Source organism: Intrasporangium chromatireducens Q5-1 (genome assembly GCF_000576575.1).
Classification (GTDB): domain Bacteria; phylum Actinomycetota; class Actinomycetes; order Actinomycetales; family Dermatophilaceae; genus Intrasporangium_A; species Intrasporangium_A chromatireducens.
The window spans coordinates 1-581 of sequence record NZ_AWQS01000573.1 but is presented as its reverse complement, the minus strand read 5'-3'; the positions used below and the strand labels follow the sequence as shown (position 1 = coordinate 581).

1 pseudogene is annotated in these 581 nt (G+C 74.4%); it reads right to left on the bottom strand.

The features are described 5' to 3' along the window. Positions 1 to 98: 98 nt before the first annotated feature. Positions 99 to 581, bottom strand: a pseudogene (locus N864_RS25350) (hypothetical protein); the annotation flags it as partial.

Sequence of the window (581 nt, the reverse complement as noted above, 5' to 3'; positions counted from 1 at the left end):
GCCCTGATCTGTCCGGCCGGCCACCACCGGCAAGAAGTCAAGCCACAATGACAGCGACCCCCGGCACTATCTCTGCCGGGGGTCGCTGTCATGTTGCGTCAGGGTGTCGTGGTTGGCGGGACGAGGGGGCCGTCGGGCCGGTTCGGGGCAGGCGGTAGGTCCGGCTGCTTCGGCGTGAACGGTGCACCGGGCGCGAGGCCGCCCGTCGACTGGACCGGCGCGGGCTGCTGCACAGCCGCAGGGGCCGAGGAGGACGACGCGGGAACCTGCCGGGGTGCGCTGCTCGTCCTGGCGGCCGTCGTGGGCGCGCTGGGCACGCTCGTGGGGCTCGTGGTGGCGCTCGTCGTCTCCGGGGCCGTGGTCGACGTCTCCGGGGCGCTCGTGGTGGCCGTGGCCGTCGTGGTGGTGGTCGTGGCCGTGTCCGCGACCTGCCGCAGCTCGACCGGCTGCCGCCCCGGCTGGCTGCTGTTGGCCACGCCGAGGGCGAGCGCACCGCCGACGAGACCGGCCGCGGTCAGGGTGAGCAGACCGACGACGGGCGCCGGCACGTTGACGCGACGAGGCGTGTTCATGACGCCGTG